This window comes from Cupriavidus campinensis (genome assembly GCF_905397395.1).
GTDB classification, from domain to species: Bacteria; Pseudomonadota; Gammaproteobacteria; order Burkholderiales; family Burkholderiaceae; genus Cupriavidus; species Cupriavidus campinensis.
Map to the genome: position 1 here is coordinate 1 of NZ_CAJPVH010000046.1, position 20878 is coordinate 20878.

20 protein-coding genes are annotated in these 20878 nt (G+C 65.9%); 9 read left to right on the forward strand and 11 right to left on the reverse strand.

The window, feature by feature from the left end:
- Both KHO18_RS21180 and KHO18_RS21185 read left to right on the forward strand, forming a co-directional pair.
- The coding region (locus KHO18_RS21180) for a CAP domain-containing protein (protein WP_211943812.1) at positions 1–936 on the forward strand (936 nt) is incomplete at its 5' end.
- Positions 937–1100: 164 nt separating this feature from the next.
- Positions 1101–3017 (forward strand): gamma-glutamyltransferase family protein, encoded by a 1917-nt coding sequence (locus KHO18_RS21185; protein ID WP_144201485.1) that lies wholly within the window; start codon positions 1101–1103, stop codon positions 3015–3017.
- Positions 3018–3106: 89 nt separating this feature from the next.
- Here KHO18_RS21185 and KHO18_RS21190 read toward each other — a convergent pair whose 3' ends face one another.
- The 4 genes from KHO18_RS21190 to KHO18_RS21205 form a co-directional block, all read right to left on the reverse strand.
- Positions 3107–4108 carry a Bug family tripartite tricarboxylate transporter substrate binding protein gene (locus tag KHO18_RS21190; RefSeq protein ID WP_144196193.1) on the reverse strand — a complete coding sequence of 334 codons (1002 nt, stop codon included), beginning with the start codon at positions 4106–4108 and terminating at the stop codon, positions 3107–3109.
- A gap of 192 nt (positions 4109–4300) precedes the next feature.
- Positions 4301–5377 (reverse strand): phosphotransferase, encoded by a 1077-nt coding sequence (locus KHO18_RS21195; protein ID WP_144196191.1) that lies wholly within the window; start codon positions 5375–5377, stop codon positions 4301–4303.
- 69 nt (positions 5378–5446) lie between these two features.
- On the reverse strand, positions 5447–6226 hold the full coding sequence (locus KHO18_RS21200; RefSeq protein WP_211943813.1) for an oxepin-CoA hydrolase, alternative type: 780 nt from the start codon (positions 6224–6226) through the stop codon (positions 5447–5449).
- 69 nt (positions 6227–6295) lie between these two features.
- Positions 6296–7819: a 3-hydroxyacyl-CoA dehydrogenase gene (locus tag KHO18_RS21205; RefSeq protein WP_144196189.1), complete on the reverse strand. Its 1524-nt coding sequence runs from the start codon at positions 7817–7819 to the stop codon at positions 6296–6298.
- Between the two features lie 177 nt (positions 7820–7996).
- Between KHO18_RS21205 and KHO18_RS21210 the strand changes: the two genes are divergently transcribed.
- The 4 genes from KHO18_RS21210 (at position 7997) to KHO18_RS21225 (ending at position 11005) form a co-directional block, all read left to right on the forward strand.
- A complete protein-coding gene (locus KHO18_RS21210) occupies positions 7997–8638 on the forward strand; it encodes a glutathione S-transferase (RefSeq protein ID WP_144196187.1) in 642 nt (213 codons plus the stop codon).
- A 209-nt stretch (positions 8639–8847) separates the two neighbouring features.
- Positions 8848–9348, forward strand: coding sequence for a PAAR domain-containing protein (locus tag KHO18_RS21215; RefSeq protein ID WP_144196185.1), 501 nt, complete (start codon positions 8848–8850; stop codon positions 9346–9348).
- Between the two features lie 3 nt (positions 9349–9351).
- Complete coding sequence (locus KHO18_RS21220; protein WP_211943814.1) at positions 9352–9963, forward strand: hypothetical protein; 612 nt, start codon at positions 9352–9354, stop codon at positions 9961–9963.
- 742 nt (positions 9964–10705) lie between these two features.
- Positions 10706–11005, forward strand: coding sequence for a hypothetical protein (locus tag KHO18_RS21225; RefSeq protein ID WP_211943815.1), 300 nt, complete (start codon positions 10706–10708; stop codon positions 11003–11005).
- Positions 11006–11245: 240 nt separating this feature from the next.
- Here KHO18_RS21225 and KHO18_RS21230 read toward each other — a convergent pair whose 3' ends face one another.
- Together KHO18_RS21230 and KHO18_RS21235 are read right to left on the reverse strand one after the other, a co-directional pair.
- Entirely contained in the window at positions 11246–12418 is a 1173-nt protein-coding gene (locus tag KHO18_RS21230) for a pyridoxal phosphate-dependent aminotransferase (RefSeq protein WP_144196177.1), read from the reverse strand.
- A 59-nt stretch (positions 12419–12477) separates the two neighbouring features.
- Positions 12478–13005 (reverse strand): putative toxin-antitoxin system toxin component, PIN family, encoded by a 528-nt coding sequence (locus tag KHO18_RS21235; protein WP_144196175.1) that lies wholly within the window; start codon positions 13003–13005, stop codon positions 12478–12480.
- Positions 13006–13045: 40 nt separating this feature from the next.
- On the opposite strand from KHO18_RS21235, the gene yaaA reads away from it, so the two are divergent.
- Entirely contained in the window at positions 13046–13831 is a 786-nt protein-coding gene (gene yaaA / locus KHO18_RS21240) for a peroxide stress protein YaaA (protein WP_144196173.1), read from the forward strand.
- Between the two features lie 36 nt (positions 13832–13867).
- Positions 13868–15010, forward strand: coding sequence for a M14 family metallopeptidase (locus KHO18_RS21245; protein ID WP_144196171.1), 1143 nt, complete (start codon positions 13868–13870; stop codon positions 15008–15010).
- A gap of 59 nt (positions 15011–15069) precedes the next feature.
- Here KHO18_RS21245 and KHO18_RS21250 read toward each other — a convergent pair whose 3' ends face one another.
- The 3 genes from KHO18_RS21250 to KHO18_RS21260 all read right to left on the reverse strand — a co-directional run bounded on the left by KHO18_RS21250 (position 15070) and on the right by KHO18_RS21260 (position 17998).
- A complete protein-coding gene (locus tag KHO18_RS21250; RefSeq protein WP_368013930.1) occupies positions 15070–15828 on the reverse strand; it encodes a BspC domain-containing protein in 759 nt (252 codons plus the stop codon).
- A 285-nt stretch (positions 15829–16113) separates the two neighbouring features.
- A complete protein-coding gene (locus KHO18_RS21255) occupies positions 16114–16986 on the reverse strand; it encodes an N-formylglutamate amidohydrolase (protein ID WP_144196170.1) in 873 nt (290 codons plus the stop codon).
- Positions 16987–17011: 25 nt separating this feature from the next.
- Positions 17012–17998: a tripartite tricarboxylate transporter substrate binding protein BugE gene (locus KHO18_RS21260; RefSeq protein ID WP_211943816.1), complete on the reverse strand. Its 987-nt coding sequence runs from the start codon at positions 17996–17998 to the stop codon at positions 17012–17014.
- Positions 17999–18160: 162 nt separating this feature from the next.
- Between KHO18_RS21260 and gcvA the strand changes: the two genes are divergently transcribed.
- Positions 18161–19063: a transcriptional regulator GcvA gene (gene gcvA, locus KHO18_RS21265; RefSeq protein WP_144196166.1), complete on the forward strand. Its 903-nt coding sequence runs from the start codon at positions 18161–18163 to the stop codon at positions 19061–19063.
- A gap of 21 nt (positions 19064–19084) precedes the next feature.
- Here the strand turns inward: gcvA and KHO18_RS21270 are convergent, their stop codons facing one another.
- A complete protein-coding gene (locus KHO18_RS21270; protein WP_144196164.1) occupies positions 19085–20260 on the reverse strand; it encodes a vWA domain-containing protein in 1176 nt (391 codons plus the stop codon).
- 27 nt (positions 20261–20287) lie between these two features.
- Entirely contained in the window at positions 20288–20878 is a 591-nt protein-coding gene (locus tag KHO18_RS21275) for a GNAT family N-acetyltransferase (RefSeq protein WP_144196162.1), read from the reverse strand.

Below are 20878 nucleotides of genomic sequence, written 5' to 3' on the forward strand. Positions count from 1 at the left end.
GCCTGCTACACCGTCACCGGCAGCGCCCCGGCGCCGGTCACCGGCAGCGTGAGCCTGCTGCCGGCGCGCGGCACCGGGGTCTCGGGCTATCGCGTGCTGGACGACGCGCGCAGCGCCGGCCTCTGCTACGCCAACTATCGGCGCGAGCAGGTGGGCCTGCCGCCGCTGACCGCGCGCGACGCGCTCAATACCGTCGCCCAGAACCACACCGCCTACATGCTGGCCAACAACCTGCTCACGCACGACGAGCAGTCGGGCAAGCCCGGCTACACCGGCGCGGCGCCGAACGACCGCATCCAGGCCGCCTATCCGACCAATGCCACGGCCGAAGTCGTGGCGGCCGGCAACAAGTGGACCAGTGCGGCGGGCGCCAACCTGTCGATGACGCCGAAAGACGCGCTCGTGGCGGACCTCGTCAACGCGCCGTTCCACCGCGCCGCGCTGCTGGGCAGCTACGGCTCGGCCGGCAGCGGGTTTGCCGAAAGCGTGGGCGCCGGCAGCAGCGGCGGCACCACGGCCAGCTACTACCAGACCATCGACCTCGCCGATGCCAGCAAGGGCGGCGCGGACAACCAGATGGTGGCCTACCCGTACAGCGGCCAGGCCGATGTGCCGGCGAGCTGGGTCAACAACGAGAGCCCCAACCCGGCGCCGGCGTACGCAGGCCAGACCATGGGCTACCCGGTGTCGGTGCAGGCCATCAACACGTCGCTGACGTTCAATGCCGATACGTTCACCATCACCGACGCCGCCGGCACCAACGTGCCCTGCGAGAAGGTGGATGCGCGTACCTCGGGCATGTCGAGCTACGCGCGCGGGCTGGCCATCTGCACGCCGCGCGCCCCGCTGGCGGCCAAGACCCGCTACAACGTTACCGTCGGCGGCACGCTGAACGGGCAGGGCGTGAACCTGAACTGGTCGTTCACCACGCTGTGATGGCGGACTGACTATATGTATACGGGGTGGCGCCCGCCGCCCCGTCTCCGTGCCGGTCACCCCCGATCGGCTGATTGGCCCATCGGCCAATCAGCCGTTTACAAGCGCATTACCGGTCATCTGCGTCTACAATCGCCACAGCTTCCCCCCCCAGGAGAGATGGCATGGCTCGCGCAGTGACGAAGACACCGGCAGTTTCCCCGTCAACCCCCTCCCTGCTGTGGCGCGGCACGCTGGCCGTGGCGCTCGCCGCCGTGCTGGCGGGCTGCGGCACTGCCGCCAAGGACGCCGGCACGCCATCGGCATCGAACGCGGCCACGACCGCGCCGGCGCAGGCGCCGGCGGCGGCCATGCCGCCTGCGCCGGAGGTCTCCTCGGGCTATCGGCCGGGCATGACCACCAGCTACGGGCAGAAGCACATGGCTGCCGCGGCCAATCCGCTGGCCACCGAGGCCGGGCGCGAGATCCTGCGCGCGGGGGGCTCGGCCATCGACGCCGCTGTCGCCATGCAGGCCGTGCTGACGCTGGTGGAGCCGCAGGCCACCGGCATCGGTGGCGGCGCCTTCATCATGTACTGGGACGGCAAGCGCGTGCAGGCCTACGATGGCCGCGAGACGGCCCCTGCCGGCGCCACCGAGAACCTGTTCATGCGCGCGGACGGCAAGCCGATGGAGTTCTCCGAAGGCCAGATCGGCGGCCGCTCGGTGGGCGTGCCCGGCGTGCTGCGCGCGCTGGAGATGGCGCACCGCCAGCATGGCCGGCTGCCCTGGGCGCGGTTGTTCCAGCGGGCCATCACGCTGGCCGAGAATGGCTTCCCGATGTCGCAGCGGCTCTACACGCAGGTGGCGGCGGACAAGTTCATGATCGGCTCGTCGGAGATGGCCGGCTACTTCCTCGATACGCAGGGCAAGGCCAAGCCGGTCGGCACCCTCGTCAAGAATCCGCAACTGGCCAAGACCCTGCGCGAGATCGCCAAGGGTGGTCCGAACGTGTTCTATAACGGGCCAATCGCGCGGGACATCGCTGCCAAGGTCAACGGCCATGCCAATCCGGGCAGCCTGAGCACGGCCGATCTCAAGGGTTATCGCGCCAAGGAGCGCGTGCCGGTCTGCACGGACTACAAGCGCTGGAAGGTGTGCGGCATGCCGCCGCCGTCGTCGGGCGGTATCGCCATCGCCCAGATCCTCGGCACGCTGGAGGCGCTGGAGAAACGCGACCCGCGCTACGCGCTGGCCAGCCTGAAGCCGCAGCCGGTGAACACCCCGGCCCGCGTGGAAGCCGCGCCGCTGGCCGTGCACGCGATCTCCGAGGCCGACCGCCTGGCCTACGCCGACCGTGGTCTCTACGTGGCCGATGCCGACTTTGTGCCGGTGGACGTGGCCGCGATGGTCAGCCCCGCCTACCTGGCCGAGCGCGCCGCGCTGATCGGCGACAAGAGCATGGGCCGCGCCCAGCCGGGCACGCCGCCCGGGGTGCGGGTGGCGTTTGCGCCGGACCGCTCGCCGCCGCGTATCTCCACCTCGCAGATCGTGGCCGTGGACAACCGGGGCGGAGCGTTGTCGATGACCACCACCATCGAGTCGTACTTTGGCTCGCACATCATGGTGCGCGGCTTCATGCTGAACAACCAGCTGACCGATTTCTCGTTCACGCCGACCGAGAACGGCAGGCCGGTGGCCAACCGCGTGCAGCCGGGCAAGCGCCCGCGCTCGTCGATGGCGCCGACGCTGGTGTTCGACCGCCAGAGCGGCAAGCTGGTGGCGGCGCTGGGCTCGCCGGGTGGCTCGCAGATCATCGAGTACGTGTCGAAGACGCTGGTCGGCCTGCTGGACTGGGACATGGACGTGCAGGCCGCCGTGGGCATGGGCAACTTCGGCAGCCGCAATGGCCCGACCGAGGTGGAGAAGGGGCTGGTGACGCCGCAGTTGGTGGAATCGCTGCGCGGCATGGGCCACCAGGTGGCCGAGATCGAGATGACGAGCGGCACGCAGGCCATCGTGCGCAAGACGCTGCCGAACGGCAAGCCGGGCTGGGCCGGCGGCGCGGACCCGCGGCGCGAAGGGGTGGCGCTGGGGGAGTGAACCAGCCGGATTGATGGCGTAGGAAAGCAAAAGGGCGCGAAGATCGCGCCCTTTTGCTTGCTGCGTGGCAGCGGGGGGTGCGGGTGCCGTCAGCCGTCCAGCTTCACGCCTGCGGCCTTCACCACCTGGGCCCAGCGCTTTTCCTCGGTCGAGAAGAACTTGCTGGTTTCCGGCGGCGTCATGGTCACCACCTCGGCGCCCTGGCCGGCCAGTTGCGCGCGGATTTCCGGGGTGCGGATAATGCGGATCAGCTCGCTCGAGAGGCGGGCCACCAGCGCATCCGGCATGCCGGCCGGCGCCATCACGCCCTGCCACGTACCCGATTCGAAGTTCGCCACGCCTTGCTCGGCAATCGTCGGCACCTGGCCGACCAGCGCCATGCGCGTGCGCTTGGACACGGCCAGCAGCTTGAGCTTGCCGGCCTGCACCTGCGGATACGTCGCCAGCATCCCGTTCATCAGCACCTGAGCGGTACCACCCACGGTGTCCGCAATCGCCTGCGCGCCACCCTTGTACGGCACGTATTGCCAGGCCGCGCCGGTGGCTTGCTGCACCGCCACGCCCGCCAGGTGCGGCGCGCTGCCGATGGCCGTCACGGCGAAGTTCAGCGTCTGCTTGTGCGACAGGGCCACCAGTTCCTTGAGGTTGTTGGCCGGCACGGACGGATGCACCACCAGCAGGTGGGGCGAGTAGGCCAGCATCGCCACGCCCTTGAGATCTTTCTCAGGGCTGAAGCTCAGCTTGGTGTACACGGACGGGCTGATGGCCAGCGCGCCCACATCGCACAGCAGCAGCGTGTGGTTGTCCGTGCCGGCCTGCGCCACCATGGCCGCGCCGATGTTGCCGTTGGCGCCCGGGCGGTTGTCCACCACCACGGCCTGGCCCAGCGCTTCGCCGAGCGGCTTGCTGATCAGGCGGGCGATGATGTCCGACGAGCCGCCGGCGGGGTAGGGCACCACCAGCCGGATCGGCTTGGTCGGCCACTTGTCGGCGGCCCAGGCGGATGCCGGGGCGAGGATGCCAGAGGTGCCGAAGGCGCTCAGTGCAGCCAGGCCCGATGCCTGGCCAAGGAATTGGCGGCGAGTACTCATGCTATGTCTCCGAAAAGCTTTATCGTCTGTTGTCGTACAACATGGCAGCAGTGTAGACGCGATTTTGCCTTTGGTCATCAGGGTTATGGCTAGGGATAGTACTCGGTTGTCTGATGACATGCAGACAATTCACCCCCCAAAACGCACATCGCCCCGACGGTGCGGGGCGATGTCTGGCAGGAATATGCAGGATCAGGCGCCGGATTTCTGGGCGTAGGCCCAGCCCATTTCAGCCATCGGGCGGGCGCGCTTGCCGGCGTCCGTCGCCTGTGCCGACGACGCCGTGCCATCGACCACGCGCTTCATGATCCCCTGCAGGATGCCCGCGATGCGGAACATGCTGAAGGCGAGATAGAAATTCCAGTCGCCCGTGATCTGGCGGCCGGTGCGCTGTTCGTACAGGCGCCGGTAGGTGGCCTCGTCCGGAATGCCCAGCGCCTGGTAGTCGAGCCCGGCGATGCCCCGGAACTGGCCCGGCTGGATATGCCAGCTCATGCAGTGGTAGCCGAAATCGGCCATCGGATGGCCGAGCGTGGACAGCTCCCAGTCGAGCACGGCCAGCACGCGCGGCTCGGTGGGGTGGAACATCAGGTTGTCGAGCCGGTAATCGCCATGGACGATGCTGGTCAACTCATCGGCATCGGCCGGGATGTGATTCGGGAGCCATGCGATCAGCTGGTCCATCGCCGGGATCGATTCGGTTTCGGACAGCTTGTACTGCTTGCTCCAGCGCTCGATCTGACGCTGGAAGTAGTTGCCCGGCTTGCCGTAGTCAGCCAGTCCGATCGCCTTGTAGTCCACCGAATGCAGCGCGGCGATGACGCGGTTCATCTCGTCGTAGATCGCGCCGCGCTGGGCCGGGGTCATGTCCGGCAGCGCCTGGTCCCACAGCACGCGGCCGCTGACGAACTCCATGATGTAGAACGCGCGGCCGATCACCGATTCGTCTTCGCAGAGCGCGAACATGCGGGCCACGGGCACGTCGGTCTGGGCGAGGGCGGCCATCACGCGGTATTCGCGCTCGATGGCATGCGCGGACGGCAGCAGCTTCGCCTTCGGCCCCGGCTTGGCGCGCATCACATAGGTCTGCCCGGGCGTGATCAGCTTGAACGTGGGGTTCGACTGGCCGCCCTTGAACTGCTCGATGGTCAGCGGGCCGGCAAAGCCCTCCACATGCTGGCGCATCCAGGTCTCGAGCGCGCCCACGTCGAAGCGCTGCTGGTCGGCCACGGGGCGGGTCCCTTCAAAATGCGAAACGTTGCTGCTCATGCTGTCTCCGGTCTGTCTTTTTTATGTGGCGATGGCGTCGGTGCTTCGGCGGGCGGTCTCTCGGCCCCTTCAGCGGTAGTTCGGCTTGCGCTTCTCCAGGAAGGCGCTGATGCCTTCGCCTGCGTCCGGGTGGTGGAGCGCGGTCACGAAGCTGTCGCGCTCGGCGGCCAGGTGCTCGGTCAGCGAGGCGCCGCCGGCGTGGTTGATCAGCGCCTTGATGCCCTGGATCGCGTTCGGCGATTCCTTGGCCAGGTTCTCGGCAAGGCGCAGTGCCTCGGTCACGGCCTGCCCCGGCGGCACCACGCGGTTCACGATGCCGAAATGCGCCAGCCGCGCCGGATCGACCGGCTTGCCATCCATCATCATTTCACTGGCGAGCTGGCGCGGCAGCATGCGGGCCAGTTCGTACGAGCCGCCGCCGTCCGGCGTCAGGCCCACCTTCACATAGGCCATGACGAACTTGGCGTCGCTGGCCGCCACCACGAAATCGCACGCCAGCACCAGCGAGAAGCCCGCGCCGGCGGCGGGGCCTTCCACGGCGGCGATGATCGGCTTGGGGAACGCGTGCAGCGTTTCGATCCAGTGATTGAGGATTTCGATGCTTTTGGCCTGTACCTCGGCCGGCTGGGAGCGGTTGCCGAGCAGCCGGTTCAGGTTGCCACCGGCGCAGAACACGCCGTCGGCGCCGGTCAGCACCACCGCGCGGATGGTGTTGTCGCGCGCCGCCACTTCCAGCGCTTCCTGGCTTGCCGCGTAGATGTCCGGATGCAGCGCGTTGCGCGCCTCGGGGTTCGAGATGGTCAGGACGAGCGTGGCGTCCACGCGTTGGGAAAGCAGCTGGGCGGTCATGGCGGCCTCTTGGTGGGCAATGCGGCAAGAAAAAAGGCGCCCCGTGTCTCGGCGGGGCGCCCGGGAGGATCAGGCTTCTTCGGTCAGCAGCGACAGGCCCAGGCCGGCCCGGCGCCACAGCCACGGGCTCGGGCGGTAGCGCATGTCGCCGGTCAGGCGGTCCAGGTTGTGCAGCACTTCCAGGATCTGCGCGGCGCCAATCGCATCGCCCAGGGCCAGCGGGCCCTTGGGGTAGCCCAGGCCGAGGTTCACGGCGAGGTCGATGTCGGTCGGCGTGGCGATCCGTTGCTGCGCGATGTCGCTGGCGATATTGACGATGCAGCCGATGATGCGCTGGGCGACGAAGCCGGCCGAGTCGCGGATCACGGTGACGGGCACGCCATCGCTGGCGAACAGGCCGTGCGCGGCGTCGCGGGCGGCGGCGCTGGTGGCCGGCGTGGTCATCAGCGTGCGGCGCTTGGTGGCTTCGAACGGCAGCAGGGTGTCGATGGCGACCACGCGGCTGGCATCGAGCCCTTCCTGCAGGGCGGTCGTGGTGGCGTCCAGGCCCAGCGGGGTGACCACGATCAGTGCGTCGGCGGACGGGGCGTTGCCGCCTTCCGGCGTCACGCCCAGCGCGGTCAGCAGCTTCACGGTCATGGCGTGGCCACGCTCATTGGCGCGGCTCACCCACACGCTGGCCGGGCGCGCATCGGGCACCGGCTTCGCGGCGGGCACCTGCTTCTGGCCGTCCGGGTAGGCGTAGAAGCCGGCGCCGGTCTTGCGGCCCAGCAGCCCGCCCACGTAGCGCAGCGCCGTGATCGGGGACGGGCGATAGCGCGCTTCCTGGTAGAACTGGTTGTAGATCGACTCCATCACCGGGTGCGACACGTCCAGCCCGGTCAGGTCCATCAGCTCGAACGGGCCCATGCGGAAACCGGCCTGCTCGCGCATGATGTTGTCGATATCGACGAACTCGGCCACGCCTTCCTGGGCGATCTTCAGCCCTTCGATGTTCATGCCACGGCCGGCGTGGTTGACGATGAATCCCGGCATGTCCTTGCAGCGCACCGGCGTGTGACCCATGCGGCGCGACAGCTCCATCAGCTGGTCACCGATGGCGGGGTTGCCCGACAGGCCGTCGATGACCTCGACCACCTTCATCAGCGGCACCGGGTTGAAGAAGTGGTAGCCCACCACGCGGCCCGGGTGCCTGGCGCCCACGGCGATGGCCGTGATCGACAGCGACGAGGTGTTCGACGCGATCACCGCGTCTTCCCGGACGATGGCTTCCAGCTTGGCGATCAGGTCGCGCTTGACCTCGAGCTTCTCCACGATGGCTTCCAGCACCATGTCGCAGCCGGCCAGGTCTTCCAGCGCGTTGCACGGCTTCACGCGGGCCAGCGCGGCCTCGCTGTCGGCGGCGCTGATCTTGCCCTTGTCGGCCAGCTTGGCGAACGTGTCCTGCAGGTACTGGCGCGCAGCGGCCACGGCTTGGGCGTTGACGTCGAACAGGTTGACCGTCAGGCCCGCCTGTGCGGCAATCTGGGCAATACCGCGGCCCATGGCGCCCGTGCCGACGATGCCGAGCGTTTGAATAGAGGGTTGGCTCATCGTTCGTCCAAAAAAGTTGTGGTTAAATTAGCACGATCGTACGATTTCTGCATCTTCCGCGACAGCGGGTAGGCTTACGTGGCGTGCGAAGATCGGCCAGGCGGGGGCGCCTCAAGCGTCCTCGGGTCTACATGGACGCGACCCGGACGATCCATTTCAATAACGGAGAGAGACGACATGCTGAAGCTCTGCGGCTTTGCCGCCAGCAATTACTACAACAAGGTCAAGCTGGCGCTGCTGGAAAAAAACCTGCCATTCGAGGAAGTGCTGGCCTGGATCGGCGAAACCGACCTGTCGGCGACGCCGCTCGGCAAGGTGCCCTACATCATCACCGATTCCGGGCCGCTGTGCGAATCGGAAACCATCGCGGAATACATCGAGGCGACTTATCTCCAGGCGCCGCTGCTGCCGCATGACGCCTACCAGGCGGGCAAGGTGCGCGAACTCGTCACCTTCATGGAGGTATATCTGGAACTGACCGCGCGGGAACTGTATCCGGAGGCGTTTTTCGGCGGCAAGGTGAGCGATAACCTCAAGGAGCGCCAGCGCCGCCTGCTGGACCGCTATATCCCCGGTTTCGCCAGGCTGGCGAAATTCTCGCCCTTCGTGGCTGGCGACACCTTCACGCTGGCCGACTGCGCCGCCATCTGCCACCTCCCGCTGGTGTCGTCCTGCACGAAAATCATCTACGGCGAAGACCTGCTGGCGGACCTGCCGGTCAAGGCCTACCTCAAGGCCATGTCCGAACGGCCGAGCGTGCAGAAGGTGAATGCCGACCGCAAGGCCAATACCGAGCTGATGCTGAGCCGCAACCGGTAAATCGCCGCAATTCACCGGATAAGCCTCGATCAGCATTTTCCCAGCGCCCCGCTTGCGGGGCGCTTTGCATTGGCAGGCCCGATGGGAAATGCGCCGCTCGGGATTTTCCGAGCGCTCACCATTTGGTGAAAATTAATCAGGATTCTTCTATATACGGCCGATTTTTTCGTCGGTTAGATGGCGGCTCATCTAACAACGAAGGGGCACGTATGGCGGGTCAAAAAGGCATCGTTCGCCGGGGTGATACGACGACACACGGCGGCAAGGTATTGGAGGGCGAGCCCACCTTCGTCTTCTACGGGGAGCCGGCGGCAGGCGTCGGACACATGGTCTGGTGTCCACAGTGCAAGGGCTCCTTCCCGATCATCGAAGGCGATCCCACCTTCCAGGCCATGGGCCGCGCCATGGCGCTCGACGGCATGCTGACCGCGTGCGGCGCCCGGCTGATTTCCTCGATAGGCGCCCAGGCGACGGTCCGGCACCCGGTGAGCGGAACCTCGGCCGACCCGGCGCCCGATGAAGAAGACCGCTTCGACGACCGCTACGTCCTGCGCGACAGCGCCACCGGGGAGCCGCTGCCCAACACGGAATGCGCGGCGGTCCGGGCGGGCGCCGAGCCCGAATTCGGCACGACGGACGAATCTGGTCGCACGCATCTGCTGGCCGCCCAGCAACGCGCCGACAACGTGACGATCTACGTCGAGGGGTAAGCGATGACCCAAACGCTGACTTCCCCGACCACGGGCAAGACGCTGGTGCGAGCCGGTGTCCGGGCGACTACGTTGACAAGGTTTGATGAAGCGAAGCCGATTCCTGTGCAGCGGGAGTTTATTGAGGTGGTGGTGTTTGATTCGAGGTTGCTTAGCCGTGGCTCGCAGTGGGGGCACGCTGCCATCGAAATTGACGGCACCGTCTACAGCCGTGCCCCAATATTATTCTTCAAGGGCGGGTACAGAAAATATCTGATTGGTAACACGAGGCGATGGAGAACCAAGCCAGACGGCACAATCGGAAAGGGCGTATATCGCGATGCCGTCGGGCTGCTGATGTGGGTATCTCTACGAGAGAAGGCCCTCATTAGAGACGAACTGGAAAGACGTGTGGCGGTCAATGCGAAATACTCATTATTCGATAATTCATGCAGCTCCAATGTTGCCGATGTGCTTGAGTTGGCCGGCATCATGGCGCGCGATCCGCGAGCGTTTGGCGAGCTGACACCGGTCATGCCCGCTGAATTACTCGGCGTATTGAAGAAGTCGAATCGTCTCGTCGAGACGCGAAACTATAAAAAGGGGTGGGAAGGTGGCGCGTCGGCAAACTGGTAAAGCCCGTCACTGGTGCGCCGTGGGGCTTGCCTGCATTGTTGGCGGAATGCTCTATGGATACTGGGCGGGCTATCGCATCCCTCTTAGCACTCACGTTGCGACAATACCCATCGAGCTATACGGAGATGCCGCTGGGATGGTTGAGCCCGTTGAATCCGTCATAGGTAACGTGCAGGCCGGTGAACGCTGCAGGTTTATTCAGGTGACCATTGCGGAGGAAATGATGTTCTCCTACCGGGTGAAGTGTGGGGATTTGGACGGATGGACTGACGCCGGTGGTGCATTTGCGCCGCGGCTAGATCCGTACGAACTGTTCTCACTGAAATAAAGGGGGGGAAGGTGGCGCGTTGGCAAACTGGTAAGGCGTGGCCATGGTTCGTCGCAGCATTGTTCTGCATCGTCTTGGCTCTGGGATATTGCAGCGGCTACCAAGTACCGATCAGAACGCATGTGGCGACGAAACCCGTCCCCCTCTACGGGAATCCCGAAGGAATGGTGCCTCCAGTTGCCCCCTTGGTTGGGGAAGTCGCACCCGGTGCGCGATGCAGGTTTGTGCAAATCGGCGTTGCAGCGGAAATGATGTACACCTACCGCGTGATATGCGGGGAACTGGATGGTTGGACCGAGGAGGCGTTTGCATTCGAGCCGGCTCTGAATTCCTATGAGCCAGTTCAACAGGAAGAATGGAGGGAAGGTGGCACGTCGGCAAACTAGTAGGGCAAGGCCGTGGTGGATTGCCTGGATGCTCGGTATCGCTGGAGCCACGCTCTGGATTTACTGCGAGTTTCTTGGATATCGGCTTTCGTTCAGGGAGCGCGTCGTCACGCAGCCCGTCAAGCTCTATACGTTAATTGAGGGGATGATCCATAACCCACCCAGCCCTGTTGCAGGGGAATTGAAGCCCGGTGAACGATGCCGCTACATTCAGGTCGGTTGGGAAATCATGATGCTGAATTATCGGGTCAGGTGCGGAGACATTGAAGGCTGGACCGATTCCCCCGACGCGTTCGAGCCAAATCTGCGCTCGGGTGACTGGTTCTGATGGTCCGCCCATGGCTGGTCGTCACGCTGGCTTGCCTTGCCGTGACAATGGCGCTTGGCTATCTCTTCGGATACAAGGTTCCCATCGTGCCCCACGTGGCCAAGGAGCCTGTGAAGCTATACCGGGACTTCGAAGGGCAGTGGTTCCCGGCTACGCGTTCGAGCCGCCTGTTACTGAGTACGTTCCTTTCTAACCCATGCAGCCCGGGAGCCGACCACGTTCCCGGGCCGCCGGAATCCCTCAAATCTTCGCCAGCCGATCCAGCGCCAACTTCAGCGTCTCTTCCTTCTTGGCGAAGCAGAACCGCACCACGCCCGATTCGCGCGGTTGGGAATAGAACGCCGACACCGGAATCGCGGCCACGCCGATCTCGCGCGTGAGCCACATCGAGAAATCGGCTTCGCTCATATCGGAAATCGCCGAATAGTCGACGCACTGGAAGTACGTGCCGTCCGAAGGCAGCAGCTTGAAGCGCGTCGAGGCCAGCCCGGTGCGGAAGTAGTCGCGCTTGGCCTGGTAGAAGCCGGCGAGGTCCAGGTACGGCGCCGGATCGGCCATGTAGTCGGCCAGCCCGAACTGCATCGGCGTGTTCACCGTGAACACGTTGAACTGGTGGACCTTGCGGAACTCGTTCGACAGCGCAGCCGGCGCGGCCACGTAGCCGACCTTCCAGCCCGTGACGTGATAGGTCTTGCCGAAGCTCGACACCACGAAGCTGCGGCGCGCCAGTTCCGGATGACGCGAGACCGACTCGTGCCGCTGGCCGTCGTAGACCATGTGCTCGTACACCTCGTCCGAGAGCAGCAGGATGTCCGTGCCGGCTAGCAGATCGGCCAGTTTCTGCATGTCATCGGCACGCCAGATGGTCCCCGTGGGGTTGTGCGGCGTGTTGATGAGGATCATCCGCGTCTTGGGCGTGATGGCGGCGGCGAGCTTGTCGAAGGGGATGCGGAACGCTGGCGCTTCAAGCGTGACGGGCACTGCGACGCCCCCGGCCAGTTCGATGGCGGGCAGGTAGCTGTCGTAGCAGGGCTCGAGCACGATCACTTCATCGCCCGGATGCACCGCGCACAGGATCGACGTCAGGATGCCCTGCGTGGCGCCGGCCGTGATCGTAATTTCCGTATTCCAGTCGTAGGTGTGGTCGTACAGCGTGGCGATCTTGCCGGCGATGGCCTGGCGCAGCGCAGGCACGCCGGCCATCGGCGGGTACTGGTTGTGGCCGGTGCGCATGGCGTGGGCCACGGCGTCGACGATGCGCGCGTCGCAGTCGAAATCCGGGAAACCCTGGCCGAGGTTGACGGCGTTCTTCTCGGCGGCCAGCGCCGACATCACGGTAAAGATGGTTGTGCCGACCTTGGGCAGGCGCGACAGCGGCGGGGTCAGGGGTGCGAGCGAGGATTCTGCGGACATGGCGCGGGAAGGTGGCAGGTTAGTGCAGGTTAGGGCGGGTTCAGGACAAGCGGGTCATTCTAGCGGGGATCGGCGCCGGCAGTGGATGCCTCGGTCGCGGCGGCCAGCCAGGCGGCGAAAGCCGGCGGCGGCAGGATCTCCACGCCGCTCATGCGGCGCAGGCGGCTCCTGAGCTTCAACACGGCCTTGTCCTTGGACACCAGCAGCGCGGCGCGCGCGAAATGTGCCAGTTCGATGAACTTCTGGTCGTCGGTGTCGCGGCACTTGGGCAGCCGCACGGCGTCGAAGTCGGTCTGGTCCGGGGCGGGTTCGAGCGTGGCGAGCCGGTCCACCTGGGCCAGCGCGGCATCGATATCGACCGAAAACCGCGCGAATTGCGGGTAGGCCAGTACCCGGCGCAGCTCCTCCCGGCAGTCGGCGCGGATCACCGGGGCGATGGTCCCGGCGTCCAGCGCGGCGCGGATCGGCGCCACGTGGGGGTCCTGGAAGACGAGCAGGTCGACCCAGATATTGGAGTCGAGTACCACGCGGGGCGGCGGGGCGGCAAAAGCGACGCAAGGGGCGCCGGCGGTGGTGTCTGTGGGCATTCGCTACAATCTGGTCTTTGTTCCTGCCCGCGATTTTGCCATGCTCATCGTTCTGTCTCCTGCCAAGTCGTTGGATTACGAGACACCCCCGCGCATCAAGACCCACACGATGCCGCGTTTTATCGACCGTTCCGCCACGCTGATCGAGCGCCTGCGCCGGCTGGCGCCGCAGGACGTAGCCGCGCTGATGGACATCTCCGACAAGCTCGCCGTGCTCAACGTCACCCGCTACGCGGACTGGAGTTCCGAGTTCACGGCGGCCAACAGCAAGCAGGCGGTGCTGGCCTTCAATGGCGATGTTTACGATGGCCTGGACGCGAATTCGCTGTCCACCGACGACCTCGCGTTCGCCCAGAAGCACATTCGCATCCTCTCCGGCCTGTATGGCGTGCTGCGCCCGATGGACTGGATGCAGCCGTACCGGCTGGAAATGGGCACGCGGCTGGATAACGCGGCCGGCAAGGACCTCTACGCGTTCTGGGGCGACGACGTCACGACCCTCATCAACAAGGACATGGCCGACCTCAAGCACGAGGGCCCGGCCACGCTCGTGAACCTCGCCTCCGAGGAATATTTCAAGGTTGTACGACCCAAGGTGCTTGCCGCGCGCGTCATCACGCCCGTGTTCGAGGACTGGAAGGGCGGCCGCTACAAGATCATCTCGTTCCATGCCAAGCGCGCGCGGGGCACGATGGCGCGCTACGCGGTGACACACCGTGTGACCGAGGCCAGCAAGCTCAAGCGCTTCGCCGAGGACGGCTACGCCTACGACAAGGCCGCGTCGGACGACACCCGCTGGGTGTTCCGCCGCCGCCTGGAAGACTGATATAAGACCGATCGCTGACCGGAGAGCCCGATTCCCATGACCTCAGCCCTGCATATCTCCACGCTGTTCGATTCCGGTGCGGTCGAAGTCGAGGCGCTGGACCGTGCCGACGACATCCGCCTGCGCATCCGCGCCGACTCCCACGCCGATTTCCGCCAGTGGTTCCATTTCCGGCTGCAAGGGGCAGCGGGGCAGGCGTGCCGGCTCCAGTTCCTGAACGCCGGCGAGTGCACCTATCCCGATGGCTGGCGCGACTATCGTGCGGTGGCGTCTTACGACCGCGCGCACTGGTTCCGCGTGCCCACGCGCTATGACGGCGGCACGCTGACCGTCGAGTTCACGCCCGAGCACGACAGCGTGTGGCTGGCCTATTTCGAGCCGTATCCCGAGGAGCGCCACCTGTCGCTGCTGGCCACGTGCCAGCGCTCGCCGCTGGCGCGGCTGTCGCACCTGGGCAGCACCGTCGATGGCCGCGACCTGACCTGCGTGACCGTGGGCCAGCCGGGGCCGGGCAAGAAGACGGTCTGGATGATCGCCCGCCAGCATCCGGGCGAGAGCATGGCCGAATGGTTCTGCGAAGGCGTGCTCCAGCGGCTGACCGGCACCGGCATGTGGGCTGGCGATCCGGTGGCCCGCAAGCTGCTGGACCGGGCGGTGTTCCACATCGTGCCGAACATGAATCCGGACGGTTCCGCGCGCGGCAACCTGCGCACCAATGCCGCCGGCGCGAACCTGAACCGCGAGTGGATGCAGCCGAGCCTGGAAACCAGCCCCGAGGTGTGGCACGTGCGCCGCGCCATCGAGGCCACCGGTGTGGACCTGTTCTTCGACATCCACGGCGACGAAGGGCTGCCCTACAACTTCGTGGCCGGGAGCGAGATGCTGCCGGGCTTCACCGATGCGCAGCGCGAGCAGCAGGCACGCTTTATCGAAGCCTTCAAGCGCGCCACGCCGGACTTCCAGGACGTGCACGGCTACGCGGCCAGCAAGTACAACGCGGATGCGCTGAAGCTGGCGTCGAAGTACATCGGCCACACCTTCGGGTGCCTGGCACTGACGCTGGAGATGCCGTTCAAGGACAACGCCGACCTGCCCGACCCCGTGGTGGGATGGAACGGCGCGAAAAGCGCGCTGCTGGGCACGGCGATGCTCCAGGCGGTGCTGGAGTATCTGGAATAAAAGTCTCAGGGTAGGTTCCTCCCCTCCCCGCAAACGGGCGAGGGGAGAACCTCCAGCGCTTATTGCTTCTTCTTCGTCTTGGTTGACGTCTTCGTCGTCGATTTTGTCGACTTCGACGCCGATGTCGACGCCTTGGCGCTGCTCTTGCCCTTCTTCCTGGACGTCGCCTTAGGCGTGGCTACGGCCGGCGCGGCGGCTGGCTCGGCGATCACGTCGCCGTTGCTGTCGAGCAGCTCGTAGGCCAGCATCATCCCCTCGTCATAGCCACAGCGTACCCGCACGGGTTGCCATTGCGCCTCGCCGACACGCTTGTGCGCCGAGGCCGCGAACGTTACCACCGTATTCACCGGCACGGCCTGCTTGCCCTGCGAGAACCGGCCGCTCCACGGCTCCACCGTGGCCTGCCCGTTGCTCAGTGCGCCGGTGGGGATCTTGAGCGCGTCAAAGGTGGCCGAACGTGGCACCACCCAGCTGGCATGCGCGGCGCAATCGGCCACGTTGGGCGTCGCGTTCTCGGTCTTCATCAGTTGTTCGCGCATCCGGGTCCGGTACTCGGCCAGGCTCACGCGGCCCTTGTCGGGCAATGTCACGGTCTTGGTGGGCGGATTGGTATTGACGACGGGCGGGGGCTTGACAGTCGGAGTGGCGGAAGCGGGTGCGGTGCCGGTGGCGGCGGGCGTGGCGCCCGGGGCGGCGGCAGCGTCGGCCGCCTCATCGCCCGGTGCGGTGGCGCACCCGGCGAGGGCCAGCGCGCCTGCCACTGCGGCGGTCAGCATGCACAGCCGGCCACCAAACAGTTCGGAAATTCGTCGGATCACGGGATCGTCTTTGCTTGTTCAGCAAGGAGGGTTGGCGAAGGATTGCCATGATAGAGGAAAGCTCCGCGGCAAAGTTCCGAAATGTTGTTACCTTGCGTTCTAATTGCGCGTAACCGCAGCACAACCGCCGTGATCACGCAGCGTTCATGCGGGATCGGGGCGTTGCAATATCAGAAAAGGCGCACGCGGCGCAAGTCAGGCGAACCCCGAGGCAGTGCACGCGTTGGAATGATCCCCGCCCGCGAGCGCGGGCGGGAACGGTCAGGGCTGACCTTGGCGGAGACCTCAGGCGGTGCGCGTGAAGCGCAGGAGGTCGTCCATCAGCGCGTTGAGGTCGCGCTTGAGCTTGTCGAAGCCGGCGTTGGGCGCCAGGCCCACTTCGTCCATGTACAGCTTGCGATTGATCTCAAGCTGCAGGCTGTTGCGGTTGGCCTGGGGCTGGCCCACCACCCGCACGATCTCCACGCCCTTGTACGGATGGTTGCGCCAGACGTCGTAACCCATCTCCTTGAGCACGCCTTCCACACGGTCGGTGAAGCGCGTGTCGCAGGTGGTGCCGTCACGGTCGCCTACCACGAAGTCCGGGTGTTGCAGGCCCGGGTGCTCGGTCGCGTACTGGGCGGCCTCGCTCGGCATGGAATGGCAGTTGATGTGCCAGACCTTGCCGTGGCGCGCCACGCCCGCGTCCGCCAGCCGTTGCAGCTGGGCGTAGTAGGGCACGTAGTAACGGTCGATGCGGGCCTGGAGTTCGGCCACGCCAAGCTTGCGGTCGTAGATCGGCTCGCCGGTGTCCAGCACGCGCCAGACCAGGCCCTTGCCGAGGCGGGTCTTGGAAGTTTCCTGCTTGGCGCCGGGCCACGGCGCGTCCAGCAGGACTTCGTCGATCTCCTCCAGGCCACGGTTGGCGTCGAGGTAGCTGCGCGGGAAGCCGGCGCAGAGCAGCGGGATGCCGCGCCCGGGGGCGTCGGCGTAGAGCGCATCCACGAAGGTGTCTTCCGCCTGCCGCAGCAGCGGCAGGGGCAGGTTGCCGGCGTAGCGGAAGTCCGCCGGGTACGTGGTGCAGCTGTGCGGGGAATCGAGAAAGAGCGGGCTGCTCTCGCCTTCCGGCATGTGCAGGAAGTACGGGCTTTCCGCGGTCTTTCGGTCTGCTTCAGTCATGCTTTGCCTGGGTTTGTTCCGAGGTTTAGTCCAGGGAGATCTTGGCGGCGGCTGCCACGCGCTTGTTCTTGGCCACTTCGGTGGAAATCTGCTTGGCGAACTGCGCCGGGGTGTCGCCCACCGGGGTGGCGCCGAGCTTCTCGAGCTTGGCCTTCACTTCCGGCATGGCCAGCACCTTGATGGCGGCGGCGTTCAGCTTGGCCTGGATGTCGGCCGGCAGCTTGGCCGGGGCGATCAGGCCGAACCATGCGGAGTCATTCACTTCGCCCAGGCCCAGTTCGGCGAAGGTCGGCACGTTCGGCAGGGCAGCCACGCGCTTCGGCGCGGCCACGGCCAGCGCGCGGAGCTTGCCGCCTTCGATGAACGGCAGCGAGGAGGGCAGGTTGTCGAACAGCACCTGCACCTGGCCGGCCAGCGCGTCGTTCAGCGCCGGGCCCACGCCCTTGTACGGCACGTGCAGCAGTTCGGTGTGGCTGCTCATCTTGAACAGTTCGCCCATCATGTGCGAGACGCTGCCGTTGCCGGCCGAGCCATAGGCCATCTTGTTCGGCTCGGCCTTGGCCAGCGCGATGAACGACTTCATGTCGGTGGCCTTCACCCCCGGGTTGATGCTCATCACGTTCGGCACCGAAGCCAGGTTCGTGATGGTGGTGAAGTCCTTGGTGGCGTCGTATTGCAGGCGCGGGTACACGGCCGGGTTGATGCCGTGGGTCGAGGCGGTGGCGATGCCCAGCGTGTAGCCGTCCGGCGCGGCCTTGGCGAGGTAGCCCGTGCCGATGCTGCCGCCGGCGCCGCCGCGGTTATCCACGACCACGGCCTGGCCCAGTTGCTGGCCCAGCTTGTCGGCCACGATGCGGGCCACGATGTCGGTGGTGCCACCGGCCGGGAACGGCACGACCAGCGTGATCGGCTTGGTCGGATAGGTGCCCTGGGCAAAGGCGGGCAGGGTCAGGCCAGCGGCCGCGAGGGCGGTGGCGGCGGCAAGGGCTTGGAGCAGGGGACGGCGTTGCATCAGGTCGATTCCGAGGAGGGAAAAAGAAGGGAGAGAGGGGGAAGAGATCGAAAAGAACGGTTTTTCCGATTCTGCGCGTGCGTGCAATGGACTGGCAAACGAAATAAAATCCCCAGATCATTCCAATTGGTATTGAAGGGGGTCAGATTTGGGAGGTGAAGCATGCGCCGCTTATGTCCGTCGATGACGGAGTTGCAGGCCTTTGAAGCAGCGGCGCGCCACAACAGCTTTACCGTTGCCGCGCGTGAGCTACACGTCACACAGGGAGCCGTGAGCAAGCAGGTGCGCAGCCTGGAGGCGTTCCTGGGCGTGGAACTGTTCGAGCGTGTCCGCCAGCGGCTGATGCTGACCGATGCCGGCGAGCGCTATCTGGAGCGTATCCGCCCGAGCCTCAACGAGATCGAGGCAGCCAGCGTGGAGTTGATCGCGCGACAGGGGCGCGGCGGCATCCTGCACATTGCCAGCATGCCCACGCTGGGCGCCAAGTGGCTGATACCGCGCCTGCCGCAGTTCTTCGCCCGGCACCCGGAGGTCACGCTGGAATTCGTGCCCCATGCCCAGGGCTACGATTTTTCCCAGCCCGATCTTGATGCGGCGATTCGTTTTGGCGATGGCGTCTGGCCGGGGAGCCTGGCCGACTATATGACCGGCCGCGAGGTGCTGCCGGTGTGCCGGCCCGGGTTGCTCGCCCAGGAGCCCGAAGGGGTGGCGCGTACGCCGGCAGCCCTGCTGCGCTACCCGCTGCTGCACCACACCACGGTGCCCGAAGCGTGGCCAGACTGGCTGTCCGAACTGGGTGTCTCCACCCGGCAGGCCTGGAGCGGCGCCCGCTTCGACCAGTTCTCCCTGCTCACGCAGGCGGCGGTGTCAGGGCTGGGCATCGCGCTGATTCCGCGCTGCCTGATCGAGGAGGAGTTGGCCACCGGCACGCTGGTCGTCGCCCATCCGGCGCGCGTGCTGGCGAAGAAGGGCTACTACCTGTGCTACCCGGAACAGAAGGCGCACCTGCCGGCGCTGCAGACGTTCCGGGAGTGGGTGATGGAAGGGGTGGACGTGGTGGCGTGAGGCGGAAAGGCCGCGCCGGGACTACTTCGACAGCACCTTCATCGCCTGTTCCAGCCCGGCCAGGGTCACCGGATACATCCGGTTCTTCATGATCTGGTTGATCACCGTGATGGACTGCCGGTACTGCCACAGCCCCTCCGGCTCCGGGTTGAGCCAGACAAAGCGCGGGAACTGCTCGATCATCCGGTTCAGCCATACCGCACCGGCCTCGGGGTTGTTGTACTCGACCGAGCCGCCCGGCTGAAGAATCTCATAGGGGCTCATCGTGGCATCGCCGACGAAGATCACCTTGTAGTCCGGCGTGTACTTGTGGATCAGGTCCCAGGTGGCGATCTTCTCGGCATGGCGGCGCCGGTTGTTCTTCCACACGTAGTCGTACAGGCAGTTGTGGAAGTAGTAGTACTCGAGGTGCTTGAACTCGGTCTTGGTGGCCGAGAACAGTTCCTCCACGCGCTTGATGTGGTCGTCCATCGAGCCGCCGACGTCCATCAGCATCAGCACCTTGACCTTGTTGTGGCGCTCCGGCCGCAGCTTGATGTCGAGCAGGCCGGCGTTGGCGGCCGTGGAGTGGATCGTGTCGTCGAGGTCCAGTTCGGTGTCGGCCCCCTCCCGCGCGAAGCGGCGCAGCCGGCGCAGTGCCACCTTGATGTTGCGCGTGCCCAGCTCCACCTGGTCGTCGTAGTCCTTGTAGGCGCGCGCTTCCCAGACCTTGATCGCGGTGCGGTTGCCCTTGGACGGCCCGCCGATGCGGATGCCTTCCGGGTTATAGCCGCCATGGCCGAACGGCGAGGTGCCGCCCGTACCGATCCACTTGTTGCCGCCCTCGTGCTTTTCCTTCTGCTCTTCCAGCAGCTGCTTCAGGCGTTCCATGAGCTTTTCCAGCCCGCCCATGGCCTCGATCTTGGCCTTTTCCTCGGCGGACAGCTCGCGCTCGAGCGTCTTCTGGAGCCAGTCGAGCGGGATGTCGCTCTTCCAGTCCACCAGGCTCTCCACGCCCTTGAAATAGGCGGCGAAGGTCTGGTCGAACTTGTCGAAGTGCTTCTCGTCCTTGACCAGCGTCATGCGCGACAGGTAGTAGAACTCGTCGATCGACGGCGAGATGACCTGCGCGCGCAGGGCCTCCAGCATGGTCAGGTATTCCTTGACCGAGACCGGCAGCTTGGCGTGCCGCAGCGAGAAGAAGAAGTCGATCAGCATCGCATTTCCCTTAGTTTCTGGCTGCGATCAGCGCGGCCGCTCGAGCTGGAACTGCAGGTGCGCACGCACGGTGGGCCATTCGCTGGCGATGATGGAGAACACCACTGTGTCGCGCAGCGAGCCGTCCGGCATGCGCGAGTGACTGCGCAGCACGCCGTCCTGCTTGGCGCCCAGCCGGGCGATGGCGGCGCGGCTCTGGTGGTTCATCCAGTGCGTGCGGAACTCCACGGCGATGCAGTCGAGCGTTTCGAACGCATGGCGCAGCAGCATCAGCTTGCATTCGGTGTTGAGCCCGGTGCGCTGCACGCGGCGCGCGTACCAGGTAGAGCCGATTTCCACGCGCCGGTTGGCGCCATCGACATTCATATAGGTGGTCATGCCGGCCAGCCGGCCGGCGGCGTCGCGCACGGCGAACGGCTGCATCAGGTCGCGCGCCTGGAGGTCCAGGCGGCGGCGGATCTCGGCCTCCATGCCCTCGGGCGTCGGCACGCTGGTGTACCAGAGCCGGTGCAGTTCGCCATCGGCGGCGGCTTCGCGCAGGCCGGCGGCGTGGTCGGGCGAGAGCGGCTCGAGCGTGGCGTGGCGCCCGGTCAGCGTGACGGGTTGGACGAAAGCCAT